The following is a 22558-nucleotide window of genomic DNA, read 5'->3' as shown; positions in this document are numbered from 1 at the left end:
CTCCGTCAATTCAACAGGGCTTCCGGTTGGGCCCATTTTTCACGGTTGGCGCGCGCCAGGGAAAACACGTCCACGATCAGCGCGACGCTGCCGTCGCCCAGGATGGTGGCCGCCGATATGCCGGGTACCTTGCGGTAGTTCGATTCCAGGTTCTTGACCACCACCTGGTGCTGGCCCACGAGATGATCGACCAGCAGGGCGAAACGGCGGTCCTCGGCCTGCATGATGACGGCGATGGCCTGGGTCGGATCGGTCTGCGCGCCCTCGACAGAAAACACCCGGTGCAGCTCGACCAGCGAAAGGTATTCCCCGCGCACGTGGATGACGCGCTCGTTGCCCGCCACCGAATGGATCTGGTCGGCCGCCGGCTGCAGCGACTCGGTCACGTGGCTTAGCGGCAGGATGAACGTTTCCTCGCCCACGCGCACGGACATGCCGTCCAGGATGGCCAGGGTCAGCGGCAGCACGATGCGCGTGGTGGTGCCCTGCCCCGCCCGCGAACTGAGCTGCACATGACCGCCCATGGCCTGGATGTTGCGCCGCACCACGTCCATGCCGACCCCGCGGCCGGAAATGTCGGTGATCTGCTCGGCCGTGGAGAACCCGGGGGCGAAGATCAGCTGCCACACTTCGTCGTCGGTGGCGTTCTCGCTGACCGGGATGCCCTGTTGCTGCGCCTTGCGCAGGATGCGCTCGCGGTTCAGGCCCGCGCCGTCGTCGCGCACCTCGATCACGATGTTGCCGCCGTTGTGCTGGGCCGACAACACCAGCTTGCCGGTGGGCGACTTGCCGGCGGCGCGGCGCACCTCGGGCGTCTCGATGCCGTGGTCCAGGCTGTTGCGCACCAGGTGCGTGAGCGGATCGATGATGCGCTCGATCAGGCTCTTGTCCAGTTCGGTGGCCCGGCCCAGGGTCTGCAGCTCGATCTGCTTGCCGGTCTTGGCGGCGATGTCGCGCACCACGCGCGGAAAGCGGCTGAACACGTAGTCCATCGGCATCATGCGGATGGACATCACGGCCTCCTGCAGGTCGCGCGCGTTGCGCTCGAGCTGCTCCATGCCGTTGAGCAGGCGGTCGTGCACCACGGGATCCAGGTGCGAGGCGGTCTGCGCCAGCATGGCCTGCGTAATGACCAGCTCGCCGACCAGGTTGATGATCTGGTCGACCTTCTCGACCCCGACGCGGATGGAAGTGGATTCCTTGTCGGCTGCCGCGGCGGCGGCGCGCGCGGCGGCGGCAGGCTTGGCCGCAGCGGCCGGGGCCGAACCCGCGGGGGGAGCCGCTGGGGGAGCCGTCGAAGGGACGGCCGCAGGGGCCGCCGCGGGCGCTGGCGCGGCGGCGGCGGGCGGCTGCGGCGCGCTGGCCGGCTGCGGGGCCTGGGCCTGACGGGCGAACTGCTGCGCGGCCTGCGCGAAATCGTCCAGGGCCGCGGCTGCCGCGGCCGGCGGCGCCTCGGGGGCAACCTCGATCTGGTCGGCGTCGATGATGAAGCAGCACACCGCCTCGATATCGTCCACCGAGCAGGTGGTCTCCACCCACACCGTCAGCAGCCCGGGTTCGTTCGTGCTGTGCAGGACGCGGCCCAGGTTGCCGATTTCTTCCAGCAAGGCCAGCGCGTCCTTCTCGGAGGCGCGGCTGATGCGCACCCGCAGGCACGGCGTGGCCTGGCTGCCGGCGGCCTGCGCGGCAGGCGCCTGCGCGGCGGGCGCCGCAGCCGCGGACGGGACCGCCGCAGCCGGCTGCGGCGGCTCGGCGGCCGGGGCCTGGGCCGGCTCGGCAGGCGCCGCGGCCGTGCCGGCCGGGCCATGCTGCTCCAGGGCCAGCTGGCGCAATACCGCGCAGATGCGTTCGTAGGCCGCCATATCGGGCGTCTCGCCCGCGCGGTAGGCATCGAGCTGGTCTTTCAGGACGTCCTTGGTTTCCAGGAAGGTATCGATCATGTCGGTGCGCAATGCCATTTCGTCGCGCCGGATCGCGTCCAGCAGGTTCTCGAGCAAATGCGTGGTGTCCGCCAGCTGCGCGAAGCAGCCGAAGGTGGCCGCGCCGCCCTTGATGGAATGGGCGGCGCGAAAGATGGCGTTGAGCTGCTCGATGTCCGGCGTATCGGCATCGAGCATCAATAGCAGCTGCTCCATCTCGGCCAACAGCTCGTCGGCCTCGTCGAAGAAGGTTTCGTAGAACTGGCTGAGATCGACTCCGGTACTCATGGCCGGGTTGCCTCGTCTTCAGGAGGGTTGGAAGAATGCAGCGCCGTGCGCACCGTCTGCACCAGGAGTTCGGGATCGAGCGGCTTGCGCAGCCAATATGACAAGGACAGCTCCTGCGCCAGCTCTGCCCACACCGACGGCGACTCGGTGCTCAGCACCACGATGGGCAGCAAGGCCGTCGCCGGGCGCGCACGCAGCGCCCAGGCCAGGTCCTGGCCCGAAAGCGGCGACATGTGCCAATCCGTCACGACCAGGTCGACCGGGCAGCTGCCCAGCACGTCCAGCGCCTCGCCGCCATCGGACGCGGTCACTACCTGCCAGCCCGCCGCACGCAGCGTGCTTTCCACTATCAACCGCATGGTCGCCGAATCGTCGGCCACCAGTATCGTTGCGCCCATCGAGTCCCTTTACGTCTCGCCGCCCTCTATCACGAGGACAACCCCGCCCGCCGGGCCGCCGGACGACGCGCCCTGCGCACCGGCGCCCGGCCCGGCGGGAACCGTCCCGGTGCCGGCCTGCTCCCCGGATACGGCGCCCTCGCCGGGTACGGCGCCTTGCCCGGACACCGGGTCTTGCCCGGATGCCGCCTCCTGTCCGGACTCGGCGCCTTGTCCGGCGTAGGCGCCCTGCGCCTGGCGCTCTTCGTCATGCAGGCGCTTGATGGCATCCACGGTTTCGCTGGCGCCCTGCGCGGTGACGTCGGCGGCGGCGGCGTTCTCGTGCTCTATCTGCTGCTGAGTCCGCTGGTTCAGGACAACCAGGCTGATTCGACGGTTAACGGCAGCATAGGGATCATCTTTAATCAGGCTCATGCTGGAGGACAGCCCCATCACCCGCATCACCTTGGTCTCGTTCATGCCGCCGGCCACCAGCTCCTGACGCGAGGCATTGGCCCGGTCGGCAGAAAGCTCCCAATTGCTGTAGGCGCGCTCGCCGCGCGCGTACTGCACCGCATCGGTATGGCCCGAGATGCTGACCCGGTTGGGCAGTTCGTTGAGCACCGGCCCCAGCTCGCGCAGGATGTCGCGCATATAAGGCTGCACGATGGCGCTGCCGGTGGCGAACATGGGCCGGTTCTGGTTGTCCACGATCTGTATGCGCAAGCCTTCGGTGGTCATGTCGATGAGCAGCTGCGGCCGGAAATTCTTGAGCACCGGATTGGTCTCGATCATTTGCTCCAGCTTGCGCTGCAGCCCCTCGAGCCGCTGGCGGTCGCGCCGCTCGCCCTGGCTTTGCGCCTCGAGCCGGGTGCCGTCGGCACGGCGCACCTGGCCCAGGTCGCGCAGCGGATCGGCCCCGCCGCCGGGCAGGACATGGCTGTTGACACTGGAGTCGGGCCCGCCCGTGATCGCCACCTTCAGCGGCATGCGGAAATAATCGGCGATGCCGCGCAAGTCTTCGCGCGGGATGATGCTGATCAGCCACAGCACCAGGAAGAACGCCATCATCGCCGTGATGAAATCGGCGTAGGCGATCTTCCAGCTGCCGCCGTGGTGGGCATGCCCATGCCCATTGACCTTCTTGCGGCGGATGACGACGCGGTTGCTGGCGTTCGGGTTGTTCATGCGCGGACCTGTCAGCCCTTGGCGGCCGCGCTCTTGGCTTGCTTGACGTGCTCTTCGAGCTCGGCGAAGCTGGGCCGCAAGGACGTGAACAGCACCTTGCGGCCGAATTCCACGGCCAGCTGGGGCGGATAGCCGTTCATGCTGGCCAGCAGCGTGGTCTTGACGCAGTTCAGGATCTTCAGGGTCTCGTCATTGCGGCGCTCGACCCTGGAGGCCAGCGGCGCGACAAAGCCGTAGGCCAGCAGGATGCCCAGGAAGGTGCCCACCATGGCCTTGGAGATCAGGTCGCCCAGGATCGCCGGCGGCTGGTCCACCGCCCCCAGCGCCTTGATGACGCCCAGCACGGCCGCCACGATGCCGAAGGCCGGCAGCCCGTCGGCCACCGCCCGCAGGGCCTGCGTGGGCACGTCAAGCTCGTGGCGGAAGGTTTCGATGTCTTCGTCCATGAGCGTCTCGATCTCGAACGGGCTCATGTTGCCGCTGATCATGATGCGCATGTAGTCCGTGATGAACTCCATGAGCTTGGCGTCCTTCAGGATGCGCGGGTAATCCGAGAAGATCGGGCTGGAACCAGGATCCTCGATATGCGATTCGATGGCCATCAGGCCTTCGCGCCGGGCCTTGTTCAGCAGCACGTACATCAGGCCCATGAGTTCCATGTAGACGGCCTTGCTGTAGGGCGCGCCCTTGAAGCTCTGGGGCAGGGCCTTGCCCACCAGCGACAGCGACTTGCGGCTGTTGGCCGCCAGGAACGCGCCGAAGGCGCCGCCCGCGATCAAGGTCAATTCCAGCGGTTGGTACAGGGCGCCCAGGTGCCCCCCCAGGCCGACATAGCTGCCAAACACGGCAAGCAGCACGATCACATAGCCGATGACGATTAACACTCGATTCCTCTGCCAGGTAGGGACGGACGCAAACGCACAGAATCATCCCCCCTAAAGCCCGTCCGGAAAGCCGGGTTTAGGGGGGCTTTTTCATGGCTTTTTGGCTTATCGCGCCGAGCCGGCGGCCGCGGCGCGCGGGGATGGAACCGCCTGGGCCGGCCAGGACCGGCGCGGGCGGCGGCGCGGATCAGGCCCGCGATACCGCGGCGGCGGCCTGCGAAGCCGCCGCGCGGGTCTTGCCGGCGCGCGGCGGCGGCCGGCAGATGGCGCAGACAAAATCGCCTTGCGGATCGTGCGCGTGCGCCACGAAATCGCCCCCGCACTGCCGGCAGGACGACAGCTGCAGCATCCCGCCGTCGTAGAACCGCACCAGCATCCAGGCTCGCGTAAAGCTCAGCACGGGCTCTTCCTTGCGCTCGACCGAAGCATGCTCGAGATAGAGCCGGTAGGCGTCGATGATGGCGCGTATCCCCTTGCTGGGGGTATGCGTCACCATGAAGCGGTAGACATTAAAGAACAGCGAAGAATGGATGTTCGGCAGCCAGGTCATGAACCAGTCGACCGAAAAGGGCAGCATGCCCTTGGGCGGCGAGCAGCCCCGGATCTCGCGGTACAGGCGCGCCAGCCGGTCGTGGCTGAGGCTGGTTTCCGCCTCCAGCACCTGCAGCCGCGCGCCCAGTTCGATCATTGCGCTGGCGAGCTGGATCTCGGCAGCTTCCTTGGAAACGCTTTTGGTGGCCATGGCGATCTGCTCGGCGTGCGCGTCAGCCGAGCGTCTCGACCGGCTGCTTGGCCAGCAGGATGGTGGCATGCGCCTGCTGCAAGGCCCCGCCCAGCACGTCGTGCGTCAGGGCCGACAGCAGGCCGTAGTCGTCGAAGCGGAACCGGCACAGCAAGGAACTGGAGCTGGCCAGCTTGACCAGCTGCGCAGGAGAGAGCCGCATGATGATATCTGCGACCTCGTTGCTGAACCCCAGGCGGAACACCCCTGCCGAGTAATCGTCGCGCAGCATGCGCTGCGCCAGCAAGAGGTAGGAAAGATTTACTTCGCGGATGTCGCTCAGCAATGCATTTTCGGCCATTTCGATTCTCAACGCGGTTGTGGAGAGCTGTCTCTTATGTAATGGTCAAGCGCCGACTCCCCCGGAGCCCAGATGCGGCACATCGCGAACATTTGTACACAATTGTGTCAATTCGTCGCATGTTTGATGCAATGTACCACATAAGGTTGCATTTTTGCGCCTAAATATGACAAAACATGTGCGGAACACGACAATTCACAATTTATCGTTAATTCTTGACACCTAAAAACCACACCGCCGGCAGGGCAGCGGCCCGCCACCGCAACGATGCCGCCGGACGGCCCCTCGCAATCCACCGAATAAGGCCGCAAAAATGCACATGCTTGGCGCATGGCGGCGGACACGGCTGTCACACAATCCAGCCGATCCCAACCCCTGCCGCCAGCATGCTTCCTGCGCAAGACAGCCTCGTAGTCCAGCACACCCCGCTGGTGCGCCGCCTGGCCCTGCAGCTGCTGGCGCGCCTGCCGGCCAGCGTCGAGCTGGACGATCTGGTGCAGGCCGGCATGATCGGCCTGCTCGACGCCGCGCGACGCTACCGTTTGCTGCCGCAGGCGCAGTTCGAGACCTACGCCACCGCCCGCATTCGCGGCGCCATGCTGGACGAGCTGCGCGCCCAGGACTGGCTGCCGCGCAGCGTGCGCAGCAAGGCCAGGAGAATCGAGCAGACCATACAGAAGCTGGAGCAGGAACTGGGGCGCCCGCCCCAGGAGGCCGAGATCGCGCAGGACCTGAACCTGCCCCTGCCCCAATACCACGAGCTGCTCAACGATGCGCAAGGGGTGCAGATCGTGCACTACGAGGATTTCGGCCGCGACGACGAGGCCCAGGCCGACTGGCACGAACGCGCCGCCCCGGCCGAGCCGGGCAGCGACCCGCTGTCCAGGCTGCTGGCCAGCGACCTGCGCGCGGTGCTGGTCAGCGCCATCGAGGCGCTGCCCGAACGCGAGAAGCTGCTGCTCTCGCTCTATTACGAACAGGGCCTGAACCTGAAGGAAATCGGCGCGGTGCTGGGCGTGACCGAGGGCCGCGTGTGCCAGCTGCGCACCCAGGCCACCGCCCGCATCCGCGCGCGGCTCAAAGAAGAAGCCTGGCATGAGCTGCCGCAGGACTTGGCGGGGGCGCAGTTGATTTAGCCATCAGCCGATGCATCGGTCCGTCGCGCCTAGCCTTCCCTGCGTAGCGGACCGAAGCCCAGCCCTGCTCCGGCCGGCAAGCCTCTTGGCAAAAAATTGGCAAGACGGCCTAAAGGCTGCATGACACCAACCGTAAACCCGGAAGTACAGGAAACACGGGCCTGCCCGGCACCGCAAGGTGCAGGCCAGGGTTCCACCCCGCAAGGGGTTTTCCTGGCCAAGCGGCAGCAGCGCTGCTGCCTTTTCCCCTACAGGAGTCTTTCATGTCCGTCATCAATACCAACTACCTGGCTCTGGTTTCGCAAACCAACCTGAGCAAGTCCCAAAACTCCCTGGGTACGGCCATCGAGCGCCTGTCCTCGGGCCTGCGCATCAACAGCGCCAAGGATGATGCCGCCGGCCAGGCCATCGCCAACCGCTTCACCGCCAACATCAAGGGCCTGACGCAAGCCGCCCGCAACGCCAACGACGGCATCTCGATCGCCCAAACGGCGGAAGGCGCCCTGAACGAGATCAACAACAACCTGCAGCGCATCCGCGAACTGGCGGTGCAAGCCCAGAACGGCACGAACTCGGCGTCCGACATCGACTCCATCCAGTCGGAAGTCAACCAGCGCCTGGAAGAAATCAACCGCGTTGCCGAGCAGACCCAATTCAACGGCATCAACATCCTGGCCTCCAGCGGCAGCACCACCATTTCCATCCAGGTCGGCGCCAAGGATGGCGAAAAGATCGACATCAACATCGCCGGCAACACTGGCTGGAACGTGTACACCAGCGGCGGCGTCTCTGGCATCGCCGGTGACCTGACGGAGGCCCGCACTGTCAACACCCATGGCATCGACGTCCTGGCGACCGACGTGCTGGCTGACGTCGATGCCGCCCTGAAGGCTGTCGACACGCAGCGCAGCGACCTGGGTGCCATCCAGAACCGCTTCCAGTCGACCATCACCAACCTGAACAACACGGTCAACAACCTGTCCGCGGCCCGTTCGCGCATCGAAGATGCGGATTACGCCACCGAAGTGTCCAACATGACCCGCGCGCAGATCCTGCAGCAGGCCGGCACCTCGGTGTTGGCGCAAGCCAACCAGGTTCCGCAGACCGTGCTGTCGCTGCTGCGTTAATCCGCCAAACGGTGGTGCTGCTCCAGGCCTTTTAAAAAACAAGCTGCTAGCCGCAGCGACTGGAGCGGCAAACTTCTATGTGAAGTCCATGACTTCGCCACTGGCTTGACCGCACAGCCCCTATGGCCATATCGCCACTGGGGCGTTTTTTTTGCTGTGCCCAGGAGCAACAAATCGGCGCAACCCGATGATTAAAATCTCCAATTCCAAGCCCGCCTAGAAGCCCATCCGGGGCCGTATCGCAAGCCTGCCATAACCAATACCCACGCACAGGAACCGACGTGTCGACCATTCTGCTCTGCAACAATACACTCCTCAATTTCGCCGGATCAGAACTGTTGACACTGGAACTTGCACAGCATCTAAGAACTCAGAACCATGACGTTACGGTTGCCTCCTTCGCATATCAAGGGAGGCTGACGGAAGCATTCGAGGCTGCGGGGGTCAGGTGGCTGGACCTTTCGGACAATTCAGTGCGAAAGCACCCCGATTTCGACCTGCTATGGGGACACCATTGGTCCTGCTTCGACGCCCTCTTGCTTAACAAAGGCATCAACGCTTCACGAATCATTTATTCGTCCCTGTCTCCCTACGAGCCGCTAGAGTGCCCGCCACTGTACACAGGCCGTTTTTCTTTGCATTTAGCCAACTCATACGAAACCAGGGATAAGCTAAAAGAATACGACATTTCCTCGGATTCCATCGTGGTAATGCCCAATTGCGTTACCAGTGAATGGGCCGACCACCCACCCGCCAAAGTAAGGGAACAAATAAAATCCGTTGCCATAGTATCGAACCATATACCAGCGGAAATCTCGACTCTTGCCGCTGCGCTGGCGCGTCGCGGCATTCAGGTGAATATCTATGGGATTTCCCATGCGCACCAGAAGGTGACGCCAGCCCTTCTGGCTCAAAACGATGTCGTCATTACCATCGGCAGGACGGTGCAGATGGCGCTATCGATTTCCGTCCCCGTTTATTGCTATGACCGTTTCGGCGGACCAGGATACATAACCCTGGAAAATTTCGACCAGGCCGCCTATTTCAATTTTTCGGGGCGCTGCTGCAACCGCAAAGCGAGCGCCTCCGAAATTGCCTCCGAGCTTCTAGCTAATTATGATCTGGCGCGCCACCAGGTTCCTGAGCTCGCCTTGCGGATCCGAAAGGATTTTTTCCTTCCTGCGTGGGTCAGTGCCATTCTCCAGAAAGTAGAAGCCACCCCGAAGCTCTCCACGTCGGCGATAGGCAAGCTCAAGCAAGCCAAGCGGCTGCAATCGACGGCAACCCGATCAGACAAGAGCCCGATTTCTGATTGGCTCCATGCACGAAAACCGACCTCCCGACAGAATCGCCTGATCCAGGAAACCCTGGGCACAAAAAACGGTAGCCCACTGATAAGCGTCATCGTCGTCGACCGGCGCAACCGGCCGGAAGCGGTAGAGAAAACCCTGAAAAGCCTACTTCCGGTCAATTGCGGTTACAGCAACGTCCAGCCGCACGTGGTAAGTCAAATGCCCAGCAATCCAAGCATGCTGAGCATTAGTCCGGCCAAAACTTGCTGGCATTCCGCTACGCCGGACGCAATAGCCGGCACCATCAACCGGATTGCCGCCCAATCGAACAGCGACTGGATCTTGTCCATCGATGCCGGCGATGAGTTCACCCCGTTTGGCTTGGTTGCTCTGGCTCAGGAACTGGCGAATGCTGACGGGATACGCGCGGCGTATGCCGATGAAATGATGCGCCTGCCATCCGGCGATCTGTCAGCGCTGCTGCGCCCGGATTTCAACCTGGACCTACTGCTGTCCATGCCCGCCGGCATGGCTCGGCGCTGGCTGTTCCGGCGTGATGTATTCATCGAAGCGGGCGGCTTTGACCCGGCTTTCGCCGATGCGCCCGAATTCGACCTGTTGCTGCGCCTGATCGATGCCGGTGGCGTCGCCGGCCTCGGTCACGTCGACGAACCGCTGTTGATCATAGATACCCCGACAATCACCACCACCCAGGCTGAACAGATCGCGCTATTGCGCCATCTGCGCAATCGCGGCTACGAACAGGCCAAAGTCGCCGCGCACCTGCCAGGCTGCTATCGCATCAATTACGGACACCCGGCGACACCGGCCGTGTCCATCATTATTCCTACCCGCAACCAGTTCCAACTGCTGCTGCGGTGCGTGGAAACCTTGCTGGAAAAGACTGCCTACAAGAACTATGAAGTGCTGATCGTGGACAACGGGAGCACCGATGCCGATGCTTGCGCCTGGCTAGATGGTATCGAGTCGATGAACAGCCCGCAGTTGCGCGTGTTGCGCTATCCCCAACCGTTCAACTACTCGGCGATGAACAACCTGGCCGCACGCCACGCGCGTGGCGAATATCTCGTGCTGCTCAACAACGATACGGCAATGCTGCGAGAAGACTGGTTGGATGCCATGCTAAACCATGCGCAACGTCCGGAAGTGGGCATCGTGGGGGCGAAGCTGCTATATCCCGACGGCCGCGTCCAGCATGCCGGTGTGGTGCTGGGCTTGCGCGGCCCGGCAGACCATCCTTTCATCGGCGAGAGCGCGGATGCCCCCGGCTATATGTACCGCTTGCAAGTCGACCAAAACTACAGTGCCGTCACGGCCGCCTGCCTGATGATCCGCGCGTCGGTCTATGCTGAGATTGGCGGGCTGGACGAAGATGCCTTCAAGGTTTCCTATAACGACGTTGACCTGTGCCTGAAAGCGCGTCAAGCCGGTTACCTGGTGGTATGGACGCCACATGCCGTAGTGATGCATGTCGGCAGTGTCAGCCAAGCCAAGGTGGACACTACTGACGGACAGGCCAAGATGAAGCGGTTCCAGGCAGAACAGGATGCGCTTTATGAAAAATGGCTCCCGGTTATTGCGCGAGACCCCGCCTATAACCAGAACCTTACGCTTGAAGGTGCTGGATTTCAGGTCGACATACATAATGAGAACAATTGGCGCCCATTGCGCTGGCGCCCCCTTCCTGTCATTTTGGCGCAGCCGGCCGACCGTCAGGGTTGCGGGCATTACAGGATAATGCAGCCGTCCCGGACGATAAACGATTTCGGACTGGCTGACTCCAGGACCAGCGATCGGTATTACTCTCCGGTGGAAATGGAGCGCCTAGCTCCCGATACTCTGGTATTGCAGCGTCAGTTGGTCAAGGAGCAGATCGAGTTGCAAAAGCGGCTGGCACGCTTTAACCGGTGTTTCAAGGTCGCCGAGCTGGACGATTACTTGCCCAACTTGCCGCTCAAGAGCGCACATCAAGGGCAATTGCCCAAGGACATCCTCAAGACGATGCGGGAAGCTTTGAAACTGGTGGACCGGTTCATCGTCTCGACACCAGCGTTGGCCGAAGCGCTGGATGGCCTGCATCCGGATACACGGGTCGTCGAAAACCATCTGCCGCTGCATTGGTGGTCGAATGTACAAGGCCAGCGCCGCCAAGGTCTGCGGCCACGCGTGGGCTGGGCTGGAGGAAGCAGCCATCGTGGTGATCTGGAACTGATCGCCGAAGTGGTGAAGGCGCTGTCTGACGAGGTCGAATGGGTGTTCTTTGGTATGTGTCCGGACAGCATCCGCCCATACATTCACGAGTTTCATCCGGGTGTGCCCATCGAGGAGTATCCGGCAAAATTGGCCGGCCTGAACCTGGATCTGGCGCTGGCCCCCTTGGAAGATAATTTGTTCAACCGGTGCAAGAGCAACTTGCGCCTGCTGGAATATGGAGCCTGCGGTTTTCCTGTCGTTTGCAGCGATATCATGCCTTATCGAGGACCGCTGCCGGTGACGCGTGTCAAGCCGCGCTTCAAGGATTGGGTGGAAGCGATTCGAATGCATACCCATGATCTCGATGCAACAGCCAAGGCCGGCGATGCACTACGCCAAGCGGTGCTACAGAACTGGATGCTGGATCAAAAGCACGCCGCGTACTGGCTATCGCAGTGGCTGGCTTGATCCACGGGAGAGCCGAGCACCTTTCCCACGCAGCGGGTGGCGGATCGTATTCTGATGCAGACCTGCGTGACCACGGCTATGACCATCCGCTTTTAGTCAGCGCAAGCTCGCGTGCTCCGATGCCAGCCTTGGACTGCCTGCCCGGCATCTTGCTGTCGGCAAGGAGGCCAAGCTAGCATGAAAGCCGACACAATGGGATACGGGCTCCTTCCTGCGGCGCTCACCTGCCGCTCCACGAGGATTGGTGGAATCCATGCAGCATCAATCTGACGCTCCTTCCGTTTTACCCGCGAGCCTCGTGGTCAGCCTGACCTCATACAGAAAGCGGTTCGGCACGCTCGACCTGACCCTGCGCTGCCTGCTGAACCAATCGCTACAACCAGATTACACCATCCTGTGGATCTCGCACGAGGACCGCCAGTACGTACCTGAAGCGGTTCTCGAGCTTCAATCGCATGGCCTGCGAATCCGCTACTGCCAAGATATTAAGTCGTACAAAAAAATCATACCTACATTGCAGGCCTTCCCTGCGGCCTTCATCGCCACTGCCGACGACGACGTGCGTTACCCCGCGCACTGGCTGGCGGGCCTGGTCCGGGCCTGGCGGAACGAGCAGGCCGGGCCATCCGAGGCGCGCCCCGCCACGGCGGTGGCTTGGCGCGCGCATCGCATCGTGCTCGATCCCGCCAGCCGGCGCCCCCTGCCCTACCGCAAGTGGCAGTGGAATTGCTGGGAAATCGACCGGCCGTCCTCGCTGGTCTTTCCGACCGGCGTGGGCGGCGTCCTGTATCCGCCCGGCATCTTCCATCCCGACGTGGCCGACCGCCAGCGGTTCGAGGCGCTTTGCCCTGGCGCCGACGACGTCTGGCTGTATTGGATGTGCCGGCGCAATGGCGGACGCTTCAAGGCCACCGGCCAGCCGCTGACCCTGCGCCACTGGCCCGGCACGCAGCTCGACAGCCTCTGGCACAAGAACCTGGTGCTGGGCAACAACGACCGGTGCATCCGGAACATGATCGAGCACTACGGGCTGTTCGAGGATGCGCAGGCATGGCAGATAGGCATGGAGACTGCGGGGCAAGCCGGCGCGGCGGTCTGAGGCGCTTTGCTGAACGCCAGACGAATTGACCGAATCGAACGATTCGACTAGAATCAGATCAAATCGCTCCCTTCTGCGAGGCAGTTATGCTGACCTTTACCGCCAACGACGCCAAGACACGCTTTGGCGAAATGCTGGATCGCGTTCAGCGGGAACCCGTACAAGTCACCCGCCACAACCGGGTAGTAGGCATCATGGTGTCGCCCCAAGACTACGAAGCGATGCGCCGCTTTTACGCCAACCGGCTGCGAGACACCTTGGCCAGCACGGCAAAGTCCGCAGCCCAGGCTGGACTGACAGAACAGGAGCTGGAGCGCCTGCTGGCTGATGAAAGCTGATCGCATCGTCATTGACACAAACGTCCTCATCAGCGCAGCCTTGCTTTCCACATCCGCCCCGGCGCAACTCGTGCAGTGGGCGTTGGAAAACACCGTCCTGCTGTTTTCGCCCGCCACCTTTGACGAGTTGCAAACGCGCCTGTGGCGACCGAAATTCGACCGCTACCTCAGTCTCGAACAGCGACAGTCCCTCTTGCATGACATGGGTGCCGCGGCACTTTGGATGACGCCGGCACCCTCCCCGATGCGCGCATTCAGTCGCGACCCGGACGACGACAAGTTCATCCACCTGGCCTTGGCAGGACAAGCGGCCTGGCTCGTCACAGGCGATCAGGACCTGCTTGTCTTGGGAAGCATCGAAGGGGTCGAAATCCTGACGCCGGGTCAGGCGATGGAAAAGATCGAGAGAGACTGAGCCCTTGCTGGGGGCCGTGACAAAACAGCGCACGCCTAGCCCCATGACGGCACCGATCCCTATAGAGTCCGGGCTTCGTCCCGCCTCGATGGAATCTCCGGCATGCCTCGCCACGACCACGCCTATCGCAACCTGTTCGGCCACCCTTCGATGGTGGCCGATCTGCTGCGCGGCGTCATCCGGCAGGACTGGATCGCCCAGCTCGATCTATCCACCTTGGAACGGGTCAACGGCGAACACGTCGCCGGCCTGCACCAGCGCCGCTCCAGCGACATGGTGTGGCGCGTGAAGGAATGCGATAAACACGGCTACGCCTATCTGCTGCTGGAGTTCCAATCGCGCAGCGATACGCACATGGCCCTGCGGGTATTGACTTACTTGGCCCTGCTCTACGAGGACATCAAGCGCCAGGGCAAGCTGCTGCCCCGCGGCCGTCTGCCGGCGGCGCTGCCCATCGTCCTTTACAACGGCGTGCCACGCTGGCGGGCGGCACGCCAGGTGGCCGATCTGGTCGAGCCCGTGCAGGGACTGCAAGGTTACACACCCTCGCTGCGCTATCTGCTGATCGACCAGGGCCAGTTCCTGGCCGAAGGAGGATTGCCGCCCGACAACCTGGCCACGCTGTTGTTCCGGCTGGAACATGCGCGTAGCGAGGATGAGCTGCGCGAAGCCCTGCAGCGGCTGATCGGCCGTCTACACGAGCCGGCGCTGGAGGATTTGCAGCGCGCCTTCGTGGCTTGGCTAAGGGATGTTTTGCTGCCCGAGCGTGCCCCTGACGTTAGCATTCCAACCGTCACCACCTTGCAAGAGCTTGAAGCCATGATCGTCCAAGACAGGATCGACTGGAGTTTGCGCTGGAAGCAGCAGGGCCTGGAAAAAGGCCTTCAGGAAGGCCGGAAGGAAGGCGAATCCCTGATGCTGCGGCAACTGCTCGTCCGGCGTTTTGGCGCACTGCCCGAGCAGATCGACCAGCGCCTGGCCCAGGCCAGCACCGACGAATTGGAAGCCTGGGCCTTGAATGTACTGGACGCCCGGACATTGGACGAGGTCTTTCAGCATGGACAGCTGACTTCTTAGCGGTAAACGCACCCGCTGAAGCACCAGTTCGGCCAGATCACGGTTGGCCGTTCTTCGACCAGCGTGGCGCCTCCACGCTGCTGCGGCACTTTTTATCCCAGCGTACCGAAGGTGTGTCCCGTCGTGCCGGCGGTGCGTTTCGGGCGGCGTTACTTGCCTTTCAATTACCATTGTAGTAACGTTCCTACATTAAGTTGGTGCAAGAGGCGCCCCATGACCATCACGACCCTATCCAGCCGGGAACTGAACCAGGATGTGACGCGGGCAAAGAAAGCCACCAAAAGTGGCCCGGTGTTCATCACGGATCGCGGTAAGCCGGCGCACGTGCTGTTGAGCTTCGAGGACTATCAGCGGCTGACAAGACAGCGGCGCAACATCGCCGATGCACTCGCTATGCCGGGCATTGCGGACATCGAGTTCGAGCCGCCGCGCGTGACCATTGGAGCGCGGCCGGCGGATCTCTCATGATGTACGTTCTCGATACCAACGTGCTGTCGGAGTTGCGCAAGGTACGGCTTACCAAGGCCGATGCGAATGTCACGGCATGGACGGAAAGCGTTGATGCCGCCGACCTCTTTGTATCGGCCATCACCATCATGGAACTGGAGCTTGGCGTCCTGGCGATCGAGCGCAAGGACGCTACCCAGGGGGCCATGCTGCGCTCGTGGCTTGAGCAGCACGTATTACCCGAATTCTCCGGACGCACATTGCCTATCGATACTGCTGTGGCGCAACGTTGCGCTCGTCTTCATGTACCCGACAGGCGCGGCGAGCGCGACGCGCTCGTCGCGGCGACGGCACTGGTGCACGGCATGGCGGTAGTAACGCGCAACGTGGCTGATTTCGAGCCGACAGGTGTGATCATCGTTAATCCGTGGGAACCGTTGCCATGACCGCGTACGCGGCTCAGGGAAGGGGTCGAAATCCTGACGCCGGATCAGGCGATGGAAAAGATCGAGAGAGACTGAGCCCTTGCTGGGGCCGTGACAAAACCAGCGCACGCCTAGCCCCATGACGGCACCGATCCCTGACGCAGCATACGGGTCCCGTGTCTTGCGCCATTGATGCCTGCGGAGCTTTCGATATGGGTGCGGGACGCATGCTGCCCCGATGGCAACATGCCGTTCCTGCCCGCACCGAAGCCGGCCCACCCCCATGCCGGCCTTTTCGAGGCTAAGCAGGCCGGCGCGCAGCCGGCCAGTGCCGGCGCTATTTCTTCCTGGCCGGCGGCAGGTCGGTGCAGGTGCCTTCGGCCACTTCCGCGGCCATGCCCACCGATTCGCCCAGGGTCGGGTGCGGATGGATGGTCTTGGCGATGTCCACCTTGTCCGCGCCCATCTCGATGGCCAGGGCCACTTCGCTGATGAGGTCCCCGGCGTGCGTGCCGACGATGCCGCCACCCACCACGCGATGGGTCTGGGCGTCGAACAGCAGCTTGGTGAAACCTTCGTCGCGGCCATTGGCGATCGCCCGGCCCGAGGCCTGCCAGGGAAACACGCCCTTCTCGACCTTCACGCCCTGCTTCTTCGCTTCGTCCTCGGTCAGGCCGACCCAGGCGACTTCCGGATCGGTGTAGGCCACCGAAGGAATGACGCGCGCATCGAAGTAGGCCTTTTCGCCGGCGATGGCTTCGGCCGCCACATGGCCCTCGTGCACGGCCTTGTGGGCCAGCATGGGCTGGCCCACGATGTCGCCGATGGCGTAGATGTGCGGCACGTTGGTGCGCATCTGCTTGTCGACCTCGATGAAGCCGCGCTCGGTCACGGCCACGCCCGCCTTGTCGGCGCCGATCTTCTTGCCGTTGGGCGAGCGGCCCACCGCCTGCAGCACCAGGTCGTAGCGCTGCGGCTCCTTGGGCGCGCCTTCGCCCTCGAAGCTGACGTAGATGCCGTCCTTCCTGGCTTCGGCGCCCACGGTCTTGGTGTTGACCATGATGTTGTCAAAGCGCGGCGCGTTCATCTTCTGCCAGACCTTGACCAGGTCGCGGTCGGCGCCCTGCATGAGGCCGGGCAGCATTTCGACCACGTCCAGGCGCGCGCCCAGCGTGGAATACACCGTGCCCATCTCCAGGCCGATGATGCCGCCGCCGATGATCAGCATCTTCTTGGGAATGAAGGGCAGCTGGAGCGCGCCGGTGGAATCGACGATGCGTGCGTCCTCGGGCAGGAACGGCAGCTTCACCGGCTGGCTGCCGGCGGCGATGATGGCATGGGCGAACTTCAGCGTCTGGGTCTTGCCGTCGTCGCCCTTGACCGACAGGTGGTGCGGATCAAGGAACTCGCCCACGCCCTGCACCACGGTAACCTTGCGGGCTTTCGCCATGCCGGCCAGGCCGCCGGTGAGCTTGCCGATGACGCTGTCCTTGTAGGCGCGCAGCTTGTCCAGGTCGATCTTGGGCTCGCCGAAACTGATGCCGTGCTCGGCTTGGGCGCGCGCCTCGTCGATGACGGCGGCAGTGTGCAGCAGCGCCTTGGACGGGATGCAGCCCACGTTCAGGCAAACGCCGCCCAGTGTGGCATAGCGTTCGACCAGCACGACCGACAGGCCCAGGTCGGCCGCGCGGAAGGCGGCCGAGTAGCCGCCAGGGCCGGCGCCCAGCACCAGCACGTCGTACTGGCCGTCGGCGCCGCCAGTATGCTTGGCGGGCGTGGGCGCGGCCGCCTGGGAGGAAGCCTTGTCCTGCGGGGCCGGCTTGGCCTGGCCGTCGGCCGCTTCGTCCTTGGCTGGCGAGGACGCGGTCTTGCCTGCTGATGCCTTGCCAGCCTCTTGCGCGCTGGCAGCCTGGTCCTTGCCCGAAACGGCCAAGCCGCCTTCGGCAGCCTGGACCTCCACGATCACGCTGCCCTTGGCGACCTTGTCGCCCACCTTGACCTTGACCGCCTTGACCACACCGCCTTCGGACGCCGGGATCTCCATCGACGCCTTGTCCGACTCGACCGTGATCAGGCTTTGCTCGGCCTCGATCGTATCGCCTTCCTTGACCAGCACCTCGATGACTTCGACCTGGTCGAAGTCGCCGATGTCCGGCACCTTGATTTCGCTAGTCTGGCTCATGAGGACTCCGTTTACAGCGCGATGCGGCGGAAATCGGCCAGCAGCGAGCACAGGTAGGCGTTAAAGCGCGCGGCGGCCGCCCCGTCGATGACGCGGTGGTCGTAGGACAGCGACAGCGGCAGGGTCAGGCGCGGCTGGAATTGCTTGCCGTCCCAGACGGGCTTCTGATAGGAGCGCGAGACACCCAGGATGGCTACCTCGGGGGCATTGATGATGGGCGTGAAATGCGTGCCGCCAATGCCGCCCAGCGACGAGATCGAGAAGCAGCCGCCTTGCATTTCGGCGGGCGAGAGCTTGCCCTCGCGGGCTTTCTTGGCCAGCTCGCCGGTCAGTTGCGCCAGCTCGGCCACGCCTTTCTTGTCAGCGTCGCGGATGACTGGCACCACCAGGCCGTTGGGCGTGTCGGCCGCGAAACCGATGTGGTAGTACTGCTTGAGCACCAGGTTGTCGCCGTCCAGCGAGGCATTGAACTCGGGGAACTTCTTCAGGGCCGCGACCACGGCCTTGATGAGGAAGGCCAGCATGGTGACCTTCAGGCCCGACTTCTCGTTCTCCTTGTTGAGCGTGACGCGCAGCGCCTCCAGGTCGGTGATGTCCGCCTCGTCGTTGTTGGTGACGTGCGGGATCATGACCCAGTTGCGGTGCAGGTTGGCGCCCGAGATCTTCTTGATGCGCGACAGCGGCTTGGCCTCGATGGGGCCGAACTTGCCGAAATCGACCTTGGGCCAGGGCAACAGGCCCAGCGCCGCGCCGTCGGCCGAGCCGGCGGCACTGGCCGCGCCCTGCCCCACGCCGCCCAGCGCCTTCTTGACGTACTCGCGCACATCGTCCTGGGTGATGCGGCCCTTGGGGCCGGAGCCCTGGACGTTGGCCAGGTTCACGCCCAGCTCGCGGGCGAACTTGCGCACCGAGGGCGAGGCGTGCGCCAGGCGCGCGCCCTCGTCCTGGCCGGCTTCCTTGAGCGAGCGCGCCGGCTCTTGGCGGGCCGCCGCGCCGCCGCCCTCGTCAGCCGGCTTGGCCTGCCGGGACTGCGGCGCCTGGGCCTGCTGCTGCTCGGGCTGCTGCTCGGGCTGCTGGCTGGCGGCCGGCGCGGCCGCTTGCCCGGCCTGCTGCCCTGCGCCACCGGCCGCTTCGACCTGGGCGATGACGGTACCCTTGGCGACCTTGTCGCCCACCTTGACCTTGACCGACTTGACCACGCCGCCTTGCGAGGCGGGGATCTCCATCGAGGCCTTGTCCGACTCGACCGTGATCAGGCTTTGCTCGGCCTCGATCGTGTCGCCTTCCTTGACCAGCACCTCGATGACCTCGACCTGGTCGAAGTCGCCGATATCCGGCACGGCGATGTCGGCCACCCCGCCGCCGCCCTGGCCGGCCGGCTGGGACGAGGACTGGGCCTGGACCGCGGCCGCTTCCTTGACGGCCGGCTTGGCCTGTCCGGCGTCTTGCTTGCCGGCCTGGCCCGCGTCCTGGGCGGACGTGTCCGCCTCGGCCTTGCCCGACGCCGCCGAACCGCCCTCGGCAGCCTGGACCTCCACGATCACGCTGCCCTTGGCGACCTTGTCGCCCACCTTGACCTTGACCGCCTTGACCACGCCGCCCTCGGACGCCGGGATCTCCATCGACGCCTTGTCCGATTCGACCGTGATCAGGCTTTGCTCGGCCTCGATCGTATCGCCTTCCTTGACCAGCACCTCGATGACTTCAACCTGGTCGAAGTCGCCGATGTCCGGCACCTTGATTTGCGTATTGCTCATGTCTGGCACCCTCGGTCAGGCGTATTGCGGGTTGGCTTTGTTCGGATCGATGCCGTACTTCTTGATGGCTTCGGCCACCTTGGCATGCGGCAGGCTGCCCTCGTCGGCCAGGGCCTTGAGCGCGGCCACGACGACGAAACGGCGGTCCACCTCGAAGTGCTCGCGCAGCTTGGCGCGGAAGTCCGAGCGGCCGTAGCCGTCGGTGCCCAGCACCTTGTAGCTGCGGCCCTTGGGGATGAAGGGACGGATCTGGTCGGCGAACAGCTTCATGTAGTCGGTCGAGGCGATCACCGGGCCGTCGGTCTTTTCCAGCTGGGCCGTCACGTAGGGCACCGGCGCCTTCTTGTCGGTGGGGTTGAGCAGCGCATGGCGCTCGGCGTCCAGGCCGTCGCGGCGCAGCTCGGTGAAGCTGGTGACCGACCAGACGTCCGAGGCGATGCCCCAGTCGTCCTCGAGCAGTTCCTGCGCCGCCATGACTTCGCGCAGGATGGTGCCCGAGCCCAGCAGCTGCACGCGCTGCTTGCCCTTGCCGTGGCTCTTGAGCTTGTACATGCCGCGGATGATGCCTTCCTCGTCGCCGGCATGCAGGCCGGGATGGGGATAGTTCTCGTTCATCAGCGTCAGGTAGTAGTAGACGTCTTCCTGGTCCTCGACCATGCGCTTCAAGCCATGCTGGATGATGACGGCCACTTCGTGCGCGAAGGTCGGGTCGTAGGAGATGCAGTTCGGGATGGTCGAGGCCAGGATGTGGCTGTGGCCGTCCTCGTGCTGCAGGCCTTCGCCGTTGAGCGTGGTGCGCCCGGCGGTGCCGCCCAGCAGGAAGCCGCGCGCGCGCATGTCGCCGGCCGCCCAGGCCAGGTCACCGATGCGCTGGAAGCCGAACATCGAGTAATAGATGAAGAACGGGATCATGATGCGGTTGTTCGACGAGTAGGACGTCGCCGCCGCGATCCACGAGCTCATGGCGCCCGCTTCGTTGATGCCTTCCTGCAGGAGCTGGCCGTTGGCCGACTCCTTGTAGTACATGACCTGGTCCTTGTCCACCGGCACGTACTTCTGGCCTTCGGGCGCATAGATGCCGATCTGGCGGAACAGGCCTTCCATGCCGAAGGTGCGCGACTCGTCAGCCAGGATGGGCACCACGCGCGGGCCGATCTGCTTGTCGCGCAGGATCTGGTTGAGCGTGCGCACGAAAGCCTGGGTGGTGGAGATCTCGCGGCCCTCGGAGGTAGGCTCGAGCACCGGCTTGAAGGCTTCCAGCGTGGGCACCTTGAGCTGCTCGTCAGCCTTGGTGCGGCGCTTGGGCAGGTAGCCGCCCAGCGCCTTGCGCCGCTCGTGCATGTACTTCATTTCCGGCGCATCGTCGGCCGGCTTGTAGTACGGCAGCTTCTCGAGCTGGTCGTCCGGGATGGGGATGGCGAAGCGGTCGCGGAATTCGCGGATCGCATCGATGTCCAGCTTCTTCTGCTGGTGGGTGGGGTTCTTGGCCTGGCCGACGCGGCCCAGGCCGTAGCCCTTGATGGTCTTGGCCAGGATGACGGTGGGCTGGCCGGCGTGGCGGGTGGCCGCATCGAAGGCGGCATAGACCTTGTGCGGGTCGTGGCCGCCGCGGTTCAGGCGCCAGATGTCCTCGTCGCTCATGCGCGAGACCATTTCCAGCAGCTTCGGATGCTTGCCGAAGAAGTTTTCGCGCACGAACTTGCCGTCGTTGGCCTTGTAGGCCTGGTATTCGCCATCGACGGTCTCTTCCATGATCTGGCGCAGGATGCCTTCCTTGTCATGGGCCAGCAGCGGATCCCAGTAGCCGCCCCAGATCAGCTTGATGACGTTCCAGCCCGCGCCGCGGAAGTCGCCTTCCAACTCCTGGATGATCTTGCCGTTGCCGCGCACCGGGCCGTCCAGGCGCTGCAGGTTGCAGTTGACCACGAAGATCAGGTTGTCCAGCTTTTCGCGCGCGGCCAGCGAGATCGCGCCCAGCGATTCGGGCTCGTCCATCTCGCCGTCGCCGCAGAACACCCAGACCTTGCGGCGGCTGGTGTCGGCAATGCCGCGGGCGTGCAGGTACTTCAGGAAGCGCGCCTGGTAGATCGCCATGATGGGTCCCAGGCCCATGGAGACGGTGGGGAACTGCCAGAACTCGGGCATCAGCTTGGGATGCGGATACGAGGACAGGCCACGGCCGTCCACTTCCTGGCGGAACTTGTCCAGCTGCTCCTCGGTCAGGCGGCCTTCGAGATAGGCGCGGCCGTACATGCCCGGCGAGGTATGGCCCTGGAAATACACCAGGTCGCCGCCGTGCTCTTCGGTCTCGGCATGCCAGAAATGGTTCTGGCCGCAGCCGATCATGGTCGCCAGCGAGGCGAACGAGGCGATGTGCCCGCCCAGGCCGCCGCCGTCGGGCGTCTCGTGCTTGTTGGCCTTGACCACCATGGCCATGGCGTTCCAGCGCACATAGGAGCGGATGCGCGACTCGAGCTCCAGGTTGCCCGGGTGGGCGGGCTCGAGCGCGGGAGGAATGGTGTTGACGTAGGCGGTGTTGGGCGAGAACGGGATGTGCGCCCCGGACCGGCGGGCCTGGTCGATCAGGCGCTCGAGCAGGTAGTGCGCGCGCTGCGGGCCTTCGCGGTCCAGCACGGCGGAAAGGGCATCGAGCCATTCCTGGGTTTCCAGGGTGTCTTCGTCGTTGGCGGCGGACAAGGCGCCGCCGTTAAGGGCGAAAGAGGACATCAGCGTGTCTCCAATGGGGTTTCGCGACCGTGCCAGGCGCGGGGGCCGGGCAGACTCAAGTCCCCGGTTAGCCGGGCCGACCCGTTTGTCTGTATCAGTTTACGGCTGGGGGATGG

The 22558-nt window shown here is 64.1% G+C and carries 17 protein-coding genes and 1 pseudogene; 9 read left to right on the top strand and 9 right to left on the bottom strand.

Annotated features, from left to right (window positions below; translation table 11 throughout):
- Positions 1-5: 5 nt before the first annotated feature.
- From cheA to flhD, 6 genes and pseudogenes are all read right to left on the bottom strand, one after another.
- Positions 6-2207: a chemotaxis protein CheA gene (gene cheA, locus V8Z80_RS15525; protein WP_336062608.1), complete on the bottom strand. Its 2202-nt coding sequence runs from the start codon at positions 2205-2207 to the stop codon at positions 6-8.
- Positions 2204-2605 (bottom strand): response regulator, encoded by a 402-nt coding sequence (locus tag V8Z80_RS15520; RefSeq protein WP_155197128.1) that lies wholly within the window; start codon positions 2603-2605, stop codon positions 2204-2206. Before V8Z80_RS15520 ends, cheA begins: the two co-directional genes overlap by 4 nt.
- A 171-nt stretch (positions 2606-2776) precedes the next feature.
- Positions 2777-3772, bottom strand: a pseudogene (gene motB, locus V8Z80_RS15515) (flagellar motor protein MotB); the annotation flags it as partial.
- An 11-nt stretch (positions 3773-3783) separates the two neighbouring features.
- Positions 3784-4656 (bottom strand): flagellar motor stator protein MotA, encoded by an 873-nt coding sequence (gene motA / locus V8Z80_RS15510; RefSeq protein WP_336062606.1) that lies wholly within the window; start codon positions 4654-4656, stop codon positions 3784-3786.
- 187 nt (positions 4657-4843) lie between these two features.
- Positions 4844-5398: a flagellar transcriptional regulator FlhC gene (gene flhC / locus V8Z80_RS15505; RefSeq protein WP_155197130.1), complete on the bottom strand. Its 555-nt coding sequence runs from the start codon at positions 5396-5398 to the stop codon at positions 4844-4846.
- A gap of 22 nt (positions 5399-5420) precedes the next feature.
- Entirely contained in the window at positions 5421-5738 is a 318-nt protein-coding gene (gene flhD / locus V8Z80_RS15500; protein WP_155197131.1) for a flagellar transcriptional regulator FlhD, read from the bottom strand.
- Between the two features lie 386 nt (positions 5739-6124).
- On the opposite strand from flhD, the gene V8Z80_RS15495 reads away from it, so the two are divergent.
- The 9 genes from V8Z80_RS15495 to V8Z80_RS15455 all read left to right on the top strand — a co-directional run bounded on the left by V8Z80_RS15495 (position 6125) and on the right by V8Z80_RS15455 (position 15797).
- Positions 6125-6874 carry an RNA polymerase sigma factor FliA gene (locus tag V8Z80_RS15495; protein ID WP_336062605.1) on the top strand — a complete coding sequence of 250 codons (750 nt, stop codon included), beginning with the start codon at positions 6125-6127 and terminating at the stop codon, positions 6872-6874.
- Between the two features lie 263 nt (positions 6875-7137).
- Positions 7138-8001, top strand: coding sequence for a flagellin N-terminal helical domain-containing protein (locus V8Z80_RS15490; RefSeq protein ID WP_336062604.1), 864 nt, complete (start codon positions 7138-7140; stop codon positions 7999-8001).
- Positions 8002-8282: 281 nt separating this feature from the next.
- Positions 8283-11975: a glycosyltransferase gene (locus V8Z80_RS15485; RefSeq protein WP_336062603.1), complete on the top strand. Its 3693-nt coding sequence runs from the start codon at positions 8283-8285 to the stop codon at positions 11973-11975.
- Between the two features lie 253 nt (positions 11976-12228).
- Positions 12229-13074, top strand: a complete 846-nt coding sequence (locus V8Z80_RS15480) for a hypothetical protein (protein ID WP_336062602.1) — start codon at positions 12229-12231, stop codon at positions 13072-13074.
- 86 nt (positions 13075-13160) lie between these two features.
- Positions 13161-13412: a type II toxin-antitoxin system Phd/YefM family antitoxin gene (locus V8Z80_RS15475; protein WP_155197135.1), complete on the top strand. Its 252-nt coding sequence runs from the start codon at positions 13161-13163 to the stop codon at positions 13410-13412.
- The gene (locus V8Z80_RS15470; RefSeq protein ID WP_336062601.1) at positions 13402-13827 is read left to right on the top strand and encodes a putative toxin-antitoxin system toxin component, PIN family; all 426 of its coding nucleotides are present in this window, start codon (positions 13402-13404) and stop codon (positions 13825-13827) included. Before V8Z80_RS15475 ends, V8Z80_RS15470 begins: the two co-directional genes overlap by 11 nt.
- 102 nt (positions 13828-13929) lie before the next feature.
- On the top strand, positions 13930-14904 hold the full coding sequence (locus V8Z80_RS15465; RefSeq protein WP_336062600.1) for an Rpn family recombination-promoting nuclease/putative transposase: 975 nt from the start codon (positions 13930-13932) through the stop codon (positions 14902-14904).
- Between the two features lie 213 nt (positions 14905-15117).
- Entirely contained in the window at positions 15118-15372 is a 255-nt protein-coding gene (locus V8Z80_RS15460; RefSeq protein ID WP_155197299.1) for a type II toxin-antitoxin system Phd/YefM family antitoxin, read from the top strand.
- Positions 15369-15797: a type II toxin-antitoxin system VapC family toxin gene (locus V8Z80_RS15455; RefSeq protein WP_336062599.1), complete on the top strand. Its 429-nt coding sequence runs from the start codon at positions 15369-15371 to the stop codon at positions 15795-15797. The genes V8Z80_RS15460 and V8Z80_RS15455 overlap by 4 nt, the downstream gene beginning before the upstream one ends.
- A gap of 316 nt (positions 15798-16113) precedes the next feature.
- On the opposite strand, the gene lpdA is transcribed toward V8Z80_RS15455, so the two are convergent.
- From lpdA to aceE, 3 genes are read right to left on the bottom strand one after another with little or no spacing between them, the layout of a single operon-like run.
- The gene (lpdA, locus tag V8Z80_RS15450; RefSeq protein ID WP_336062598.1) at positions 16114-17958 is read right to left on the bottom strand and encodes a dihydrolipoyl dehydrogenase; all 1845 of its coding nucleotides are present in this window, start codon (positions 17956-17958) and stop codon (positions 16114-16116) included.
- Between the two features lie 11 nt (positions 17959-17969).
- Positions 17970-19715 (bottom strand): dihydrolipoyllysine-residue acetyltransferase, encoded by a 1746-nt coding sequence (gene aceF, locus V8Z80_RS15445; RefSeq protein WP_336062597.1) that lies wholly within the window; start codon positions 19713-19715, stop codon positions 17970-17972.
- Positions 19716-19730: 15 nt separating this feature from the next.
- The gene (gene aceE, locus V8Z80_RS15440; protein WP_336062596.1) at positions 19731-22442 is read right to left on the bottom strand and encodes a pyruvate dehydrogenase (acetyl-transferring), homodimeric type; all 2712 of its coding nucleotides are present in this window, start codon (positions 22440-22442) and stop codon (positions 19731-19733) included.
- Between the last annotated feature and the right edge of the window lie 116 nt (positions 22443-22558).

It is taken from the genome of Orrella sp. JC864 (assembly GCF_037026685.1).
Taxonomy (GTDB): Bacteria; Pseudomonadota; Gammaproteobacteria; order Burkholderiales; family Burkholderiaceae_B; genus Orrella.
The sequence above is the reverse complement of the archived record's forward strand: the minus strand, read 5'-3'. Positions and strand labels throughout refer to the sequence as shown.

Bases quoted from the DNA above. Each gene is read 5' to 3' on its own strand.
- V8Z80_RS15465 (WP_336062600.1), top strand. From the start codon at position 13,930: ATGCCTCGCCACGACCACGCCTATCGCAACCTGTTCGGCCACCCTTCG.
- V8Z80_RS15490 (WP_336062604.1), top strand. From the start codon at position 7,138: ATGTCCGTCATCAATACCAACTACCTGGCTCTGGTTTCGCAAACCAAC.
- V8Z80_RS15460 (WP_155197299.1), top strand. From the start codon at position 15,118: ATGACCATCACGACCCTATCCAGCCGGGAACTGAACCAGGATGTGACG.
- cheA (WP_336062608.1), bottom strand. From the start codon at position 2,207: ATGAGTACCGGAGTCGATCTCAGCCAGTTCTACGAAACCTTCTTCGAC.
- V8Z80_RS15495 (WP_336062605.1), top strand. From the start codon at position 6,125: ATGCTTCCTGCGCAAGACAGCCTCGTAGTCCAGCACACCCCGCTGGTG.
- aceE (WP_336062596.1), bottom strand. From the start codon at position 22,442: ATGTCCTCTTTCGCCCTTAACGGCGGCGCCTTGTCCGCCGCCAACGAC.
- flhD (WP_155197131.1), bottom strand. From the start codon at position 5,738: ATGGCCGAAAATGCATTGCTGAGCGACATCCGCGAAGTAAATCTTTCC.
- V8Z80_RS15455 (WP_336062599.1), top strand. From the start codon at position 15,369: ATGATGTACGTTCTCGATACCAACGTGCTGTCGGAGTTGCGCAAGGTA.
- V8Z80_RS15480 (WP_336062602.1), top strand. From the start codon at position 12,229: ATGCAGCATCAATCTGACGCTCCTTCCGTTTTACCCGCGAGCCTCGTG.
- V8Z80_RS15475 (WP_155197135.1), top strand. From the start codon at position 13,161: ATGCTGACCTTTACCGCCAACGACGCCAAGACACGCTTTGGCGAAATG.
- flhC (WP_155197130.1), bottom strand. From the start codon at position 5,398: ATGGCCACCAAAAGCGTTTCCAAGGAAGCTGCCGAGATCCAGCTCGCC.
- V8Z80_RS15520 (WP_155197128.1), bottom strand. From the start codon at position 2,605: ATGGGCGCAACGATACTGGTGGCCGACGATTCGGCGACCATGCGGTTG.
- lpdA (WP_336062598.1), bottom strand. From the start codon at position 17,958: ATGAGCCAGACTAGCGAAATCAAGGTGCCGGACATCGGCGACTTCGAC.
- aceF (WP_336062597.1), bottom strand. From the start codon at position 19,715: ATGAGCAATACGCAAATCAAGGTGCCGGACATCGGCGACTTCGACCAG.
- V8Z80_RS15470 (WP_336062601.1), top strand. From the start codon at position 13,402: ATGAAAGCTGATCGCATCGTCATTGACACAAACGTCCTCATCAGCGCA.